General features: G+C 43.0%; 7 protein-coding genes and 3 pseudogenes. 8 read left to right on the top strand and 2 right to left on the bottom strand.

The features are described 5' to 3' along the window. The 3 genes and pseudogenes from AC075J_RS11490 to AC075J_RS11480 form a co-directional block, all read left to right on the top strand. A pseudogene (locus AC075J_RS11490) lies at nucleotides 1-120 on the top strand (50S ribosomal protein L13); the annotation flags it as partial. A gap of 17 nt (nucleotides 121-137) precedes the next feature. Continuing rightward, nucleotides 138-530, top strand: a complete 393-nt coding sequence (gene rpsI, locus AC075J_RS11485) for a 30S ribosomal protein S9 (RefSeq protein ID WP_008705974.1) — start codon at nucleotides 138-140, stop codon at nucleotides 528-530. 153 nt (nucleotides 531-683) lie between these two features. Then, nucleotides 684-791: pseudogene (locus tag AC075J_RS11480) on the top strand (CD1845 family protein); the annotation flags it as partial. A gap of 73 nt (nucleotides 792-864) precedes the next feature. On the opposite strand, the pseudogene AC075J_RS11475 reads toward AC075J_RS11480, so the two are convergent. Both AC075J_RS11475 and AC075J_RS11470 read right to left on the bottom strand, forming a co-directional pair. Then, nucleotides 865-1,320, bottom strand: a pseudogene (locus AC075J_RS11475) (ATP-binding protein); the annotation flags it as partial. Between the two features lie 195 nt (nucleotides 1,321-1,515). Then, on the bottom strand, nucleotides 1,516-1,872 hold the full coding sequence (locus tag AC075J_RS11470) for a helix-turn-helix domain-containing protein (protein WP_118569569.1): 357 nt from the start codon (nucleotides 1,870-1,872) through the stop codon (nucleotides 1,516-1,518). 164 nt (nucleotides 1,873-2,036) lie between these two features. Here AC075J_RS11470 and AC075J_RS11465 point away from each other — a divergent pair, with 164 nt between their 5' ends. From AC075J_RS11465 to AC075J_RS11445, 5 genes are all read left to right on the top strand, one after another. Further along, entirely contained in the window at nucleotides 2,037-2,225 is a 189-nt protein-coding gene (locus AC075J_RS11465; protein WP_025581218.1) for a MerR family transcriptional regulator, read from the top strand. Further along, a complete protein-coding gene (locus AC075J_RS11460; RefSeq protein ID WP_008705965.1) occupies nucleotides 2,218-2,904 on the top strand; it encodes a response regulator transcription factor in 687 nt (228 codons plus the stop codon). The genes AC075J_RS11465 and AC075J_RS11460 overlap by 8 nt, the downstream gene beginning before the upstream one ends. Nucleotides 2,905-2,912: 8 nt before the next feature. Continuing rightward, a complete protein-coding gene (locus AC075J_RS11455; RefSeq protein ID WP_118569568.1) occupies nucleotides 2,913-3,950 on the top strand; it encodes a sensor histidine kinase in 1,038 nt (345 codons plus the stop codon). Nucleotides 3,951-4,062: 112 nt separating this feature from the next. Further along, nucleotides 4,063-4,746 carry an ABC transporter ATP-binding protein gene (locus tag AC075J_RS11450; RefSeq protein ID WP_118569567.1) on the top strand — a complete coding sequence of 228 codons (684 nt, stop codon included), beginning with the start codon at nucleotides 4,063-4,065 and terminating at the stop codon, nucleotides 4,744-4,746. Next, on the top strand, nucleotides 4,743-6,206 hold a 1,464-nt coding region (locus AC075J_RS11445; RefSeq protein ID WP_476390339.1), incomplete at its 3' end, for an FtsX-like permease family protein. The genes AC075J_RS11450 and AC075J_RS11445, both read left to right, overlap by 4 nt.

Genomic DNA, 6,206 nt, shown 5'->3' with positions numbered 1-6,206 from the left:
GCAGTTAAAGGTATGCTTCCAAAAGGACCTTTAGGAAGAAGCATGTACACAAAACTTTTCGTATATGCAGGACCGGAACACAAACATGAAGCTCAGAAACCAGAAGCTTTAACATTTTAATTAGGAGGTAGAAAACATTGGCTAGCGCAAAATTCTACGGAACAGGAAGAAGAAAAAAATCAATCGCAAGAGTTTATCTTGTACCTGGAACCGGTAAGATCACAATCAATAAAAGAGATATCGATGAATATTTTGGATTAGATACACTGAAAGTTATCGTTCGTCAGCCTTTAGCTGCAACAGAAACAGAAGGCAAATTTGACGTATTAGTTAACGTTCATGGCGGTGGATACACAGGACAGGCTGGTGCCATCAGACATGGTGTTGCAAGAGCCCTTCTTCAGGCAGACAACGACTACAGACCAGTTCTGAAAGCTGCTGGATTCTTAACTCGTGACCCACGTATGAAAGAACGTAAGAAGTACGGTCTCAAAGCAGCTCGTCGCGCTCCGCAGTTCAGCAAGCGATAATCGACTGCTCAGACTATATCAAAATGGTTCAAACACCCCGGAAAATCAAGGTTTTCCGGGGTTTTCTTATACCTAAACGGGCTGATATAGTTTGACTTGATTTGACCAAACGAGAGCAGTTTTCACCCAATTTTTAGTGGTTAAATATAGGAGGTTATGGCATTTTTGATTAGCCCGATGGGATTGCCGCTGGCTGCAATCTGGCTGTTGGGCAAGGTGCAGAGTTTGAAATTTGCGATCCAGGATTGGGCGTATGGGTAAATGATGTGAATATAATTTGGAATGAAAAGAAGCAGGACAATGGGAGATGAGACCCAATACCCTGCTTCTCTGTTTATTCGGAACGAACTGTAATATATTTTTGATTGCGACTTTTAGGTTTATCGGGAATAGTCATTTCTAATTGCCCGGATTCTAAAAGCGGATTGATATGCTTCAAAGTGAAGTTTCTTAAATCTTTGAAGCCGCAAAATACTGCAAGCTCTTTCTTGGATTTTGGTGTTGTGCAAAAAGCCAAAATCTGTTTGGACATCGTTGATAGTTCAATATCTTGGTGGATAACTTGGTGGGTAACTTGGTGGGTATCACCCTCTAAGTTGTAGTTTACATTTTTCAAAATAACTCTGAAATCTGTCGCTGTTGAGGAAAATTCGGGCTTATATGCCTCTGTATATCCAGGTAGCTTTTCGGTTTCACTGACGATTTTGCGTAGGCCACTTCCACGGCGTTCCATGTACTTCATGCGGTGGAACAGGTCAGCAATCACAGGGTTTCGTCGCATGGAACGGATACCGCGCAGCCACAGAATGAAATTCTGTGTTCAAAGGGGCTTGGGGGCGCTGCCCTCAACAAGCAAGCGGAGAGGAAAATCACGGAGGGATTTTCTTCTCTGCGGGCCTGTGTGTATTAACACAGGCATTGCTTGCCTCTTTTCTCCGAAATTGAAAAGAACCAGTGAGAGAATCGTTAAATTTCACTCACTGGCTCAATTCATTTCAAATATCTCGGACAACTCTGTCAGTTCTTTCACCGTTTCCTGGGTGTGATGCAACAGGGTGTCACGCATTTCTGGCGGACAGCTGGAATAAAGCATTTTCATCTGATTGACACCTTCATCTTCCAGAGAAATATCTGGATTTATAAGCGTATCTAAAGAGATGTGCAGGACCTTTGCCAATGCTCTCAAAATCAAATAAGAAGGATTCATTTTCCACTTTTCGATATTGGCGATTTGCTTTACAGAAACATGGCTCAGATCCGCAAGCTCCTGTTGTGTCAGGTCTTTTTTCTTTCGGGCTTCCCGCATTTTTTGCCCTAAAGCAGTCAAATCATCAATCGGCATAATCGTTCACCTCAATAATATTGTATCGTTCCGGTTTATATGATGGAATGACCTTATTATGTCTGACAAGCTGTACGATTATGCCGATTATATAAAGCTGCGATTGGTGATAAACTTGTATTGTTCGAGACAAAGAACTATAATGTACTCTGTGGAGGTGCAGAATGGATTATATGACACTAAAAGAGGCCGCCGAAAAATGGGGCGTGACACCTCGTAGAGTAAATTACTATTGTGCCGCCGGGCGCATATCTGGAGCTGTAAAGATGGCAACTATCTGGCTAATTCCAAAGGATGCGGAAAAGCCGATTGATGGTCGAACAAAACAAGGAAAGGCAGAAAAGTATGAGTAATATATTACTTCTTGAAGATGATCTAAGCCTGATTAACGGGCTTTCTTTTGCTTTCAAAAAGCAGGGATTTGAATTAAATATCGCCAGAACGCTCAAAGAAGCGGAGGAATTGTGGACAGACGGAAAATATGATTTGTTGGTGTTGGACGTATCTCTGCCAGATGGGTCTGGCTTTGAATTTTGCAAAAGAGTTCGACTTACATCAAAGGTGCCAATTATTTTTCTGACGGCTTCGGATGAGGAAACAAGTATTATTATGGGGCTGGATATTGGAGGTGATGACTATATCACAAAACCGTTCAAACTGGGGGTTCTCGTTTCAAGGATTAACGCCTTACTTCGACGTGCAAATTCTTTTCAAGCAGCAGACACAGAATTGCAGTCGAATGGCATCAAGGTTCTTTTGCTGCAAGGACAGGTTTTCAAAAATGGGGAGCTGTTGGATTTGACTGCCGCGGAATACAAGCTACTGTGCTTGTTTATGAGAAACCCAAGCATGGTGCTGACAAAGGGACAAATTTTAGATAAGCTATGGGATTGCGACGGGAATTATATCGACAGTAGTACCCTTACGGTCTATATGCGTCGGCTTCGTATGAAGATCGAGGATAATCCAAGCGAACCACAAATGCTCCTGACTGTTCGAGGTATGGGATATAAATGGAATATTATCGGGTGAGGTGCAGAATGAAGATACTGGCAAATAAAGAAATCAAAAATCTATTTCTTTCGCTTTCACTGGTTTTGGGGGTTACATTTCTCTTAGCCGAGGTTTTTCTATGGCTGTCATATCGCCGGCTTTCTCTGTTATTGCTAATCCTTTTTCTATTGGCTGGCGGTGCTGTATGGGCAGTCTGCTTTGTATATTTTAATCGGCAAAATCAGATCATGGAGCAGGCGATATTAGAAATCAATGCGTATCTTGATGGTGATCGCAATGCCCGTATTGAATGTGACAATGAGGGCGAATTGTACCGACTGTTTCATTCCATCAATTCTTTAGCGGCAGTGTTAAATGCCCATGCAGATAACGAGTTACGAGAGAAAGAGTTTTTGAAAAATACAATCTCCGACATTTCACACCAACTGAAAACACCGCTGGCAGCACTCAATATTTATAACGGACTCCTTCAAGACGAGGATATAGAAGTGTCCTCCGTGAAAGAATTTGCGGGTTTGTCTGAGCAGGAACTTGACCGTATCGAAACACTGGTGCAAAGTCTGCTCAAGATTACAAGATTGGATGCCGGAGCCATTGTCTTGGAAAAGAACGCAGAAAATGTTGCAGATATGATGCGGGATATTGAACTGCATTTTGCATATAGAGCCAGACAGGAAAAGAAAGAAATCATTCTGTCTGGCTCGGATCATCTTTCTCTTTTTTGTGATCGTGATTGGTTGAATGAGGCAATCGACAATATCGTGAAAAATGCGTTTGACCATACAGAAAGTGGTGCAACAATTCGTGTTGCGTGGAAGGAGTTGCCGTCTGGTGTCCAAATTGTGATAACGGATAATGGATGCGGCATCCACCCAGAGGATATACATCACATCTTCAAGCGGTTTTATCGCAGTCGTTTTTCTAAGGACAAGCAAGGGATTGGACTGGGATTACCTTTGGCAAAGGCAATCGTTGAAGCACATAACGGCACCATTGAGGTTGACAGCGAATTAGGTATCGGGACAACTTTCACAATGAATTTTTTGATTCCTACAAAATTGTAGGCTGGCTGTAGGCTTACAGTAAGATTCAGGTGCTATTCTCTCACACATAGGCAGGACAAACAAAGACAGCCTGCCTATATCGCAAAATCATTCAGAAAGAGGTGTTTACACTATGAACTTATTAGAAGTCAAAAATATCAGTAAGACCTATGGCAACGGAGAAACCGCTGTCAAGGCATTAAAGGATGTCTGCTTTTCTGTTCCAAAGGGCGAGTATGTGGCAATCGTCGGGGAATCCGGCTCTGGTAAAAGTACACTGCTGAATATGATCGGTGCTTTGGACACGCCAACATCTGGCAAGGTTCTGATTGACGGCAAGGACATTCTTGCCATGAACGATCGAAAGCTGACCGTTTTCCGCCGGAGGAATATCGGCTTTATCTTTCAGGCGTTTAACCTTATCCCGGAGTTGACGGTGGAACAAAATATTATTTTTCCGCTGTTGTTGGATTATCAAAAGCCGGATAAGAGATATTTGGAGGAACTGCTGACGGTTTTGAATTTGAAAGATCGTCGTAATCATTTACCCAGTCAGCTTTCCGGCGGTCAACAGCAGAGAGTGGCGATTGGCCGCGCATTGATTACCCGTCCTTCTCTGATTCTGGCAGACGAGCCAACAGGAAATTTGGACTCACAAAACAGTAGTGAGGTCATAGCATTGCTCAAAGAAACATCGAAAAAATACGAGCAGACCATCATTATGATTACCCACAACCGCAGTATTGCGCAAACGGCAGACCGGGTATTACAGGTATCGGATGGTACTTTGACTGATTTTGGGAGGTGCCGTGAATGAAAAGCTATCTTAGTCTTATTCCCATCTCCGCTAAAGTTCACCGCCGACAAAATGGTATGACGCTGCTTTGCATTGTATTTGCTGTGTTTATGGTAACAGCAGTATTCAGTATGGCAGAAATGGGTTTTCGGATGGAACAGGCCCGATTGGTTGGTAAGCATGGAAGTTTCTCTATTGGAGACTTGCTCGGCAGTTCCATGGGGCAAACCCTTCTTTCTGTTGCGGTTGTTCTGTTCCTGCTGATTTTGATTGCAGGCGTTTTGATGATTTCCAGCAGCATGAACAGCAGCGTTGCACAGAGAACCCGATTTTTCGGAATGATGCGCTGCATTGGTATGAGTAAGCAGCAGACCATCCGCTTTGTCCGTTTAGAGGCATTGAACTGGTGCAAAACAGCTATCCCTATCGGTCTTGTTTTAGGGGTTGTTACTACATGGGGACTTTGCGTGGTACTGCGTTTTGTAGTCAAAGAAGAATTTTCTGATATTCCTCTCTTTGGCATTAGTATTTTTGGCATTGCTTGCGGTATCTTTGTGGGACTGATTACTGTACTGATTGCCGCAAATGCTCCGGCAAAACATGCTGCAAAGGTATCTCCTATCACAGCGGTGTCTGGAAATGCAGGCCACGAAAAAACAATGCGCCATTCGCCGTATGTAGGCTTCGGAAAAATTGAATCCCTTCTTGGTGTCAGCCATGCAATCTCCGGGAAGAAAAATTTATTCCTGATGACAGGTTCTTTTGCACTTAGCATCATCCTGTTTTTGAGCTTTTCTATTATGGTCGATTTTGTGGATTACCTGATTCCTCAGTCGGCTGCCACATCAGATATAGATATTGCAAGTGCTGACGGTAATACGATTCCTTGGGAACTACTTACAACCATCCGCGAAATGGATGGAGTGAAGGAAGTTTACGGGCGTCGTAGTGTATTTGATGTTTCTGCCAAACTAAACGACGACACCAACTTTTCTGGCACAGTCGATTTGATTTCTTATGACGATTTTGATTTACAATGTCTGAAAAAAGACAGTGCTTTGAAAAGGGGGAGTGATCTGTCCAAAGTTTTTAGGGACAGCAATTTTGTTTTGGCAACATCCGATCAGGACAGCACATGGAAAATCGGTGACACTGTTCAGATTGGGGATGAAACCCTTACCATAGCCGGACTGTTAAAAAACGACCCATTTAGTGAGAATGGATTGACAAATGGAAAGCTCACATTGATTACCTCTGATGAAACATTTGTCCGTTTGACAGGAGAGGAAGGTTATTCTCTTGTGCTGATACAAACAACGGGAGATGTTACGGACGAAAATGTTCAGGCAATCCAGAATTCCGTAGATCAAACATATAGCTTTCGAGATAAACGCGACGAGCGCACTACGGGAACTTATATGGCTTTTGTTTTCTGTGTTTATGCGTTTTTGGCAATTATTGCACTGGTAACGGTAATGAAC

Source organism: Blautia sp. ZXY-1-C6 (assembly GCF_056339875.1).
Note: the sequence above shows the minus strand (reverse complement) of the source record. Positions and strands in the feature narration are given on the sequence as shown.

What these genes read in the sequence shown, in the direction of transcription:
- AC075J_RS11470 (WP_118569569.1), bottom strand. Translation starts at nt 1,872, where the DNA reads ATGCCGATTGATGATTTGACTGCTTTAGGGCAAAAAATGCGGGAAGCC.
- AC075J_RS11465 (WP_025581218.1), top strand. Translation starts at nt 2,037, where the DNA reads ATGGATTATATGACACTAAAAGAGGCCGCCGAAAAATGGGGCGTGACA.
- AC075J_RS11460 (WP_008705965.1), top strand. Translation starts at nt 2,218, where the DNA reads ATGAGTAATATATTACTTCTTGAAGATGATCTAAGCCTGATTAACGGG.
- AC075J_RS11455 (WP_118569568.1), top strand. Translation starts at nt 2,913, where the DNA reads ATGAAGATACTGGCAAATAAAGAAATCAAAAATCTATTTCTTTCGCTT.
- AC075J_RS11450 (WP_118569567.1), top strand. Translation starts at nt 4,063, where the DNA reads ATGAACTTATTAGAAGTCAAAAATATCAGTAAGACCTATGGCAACGGA.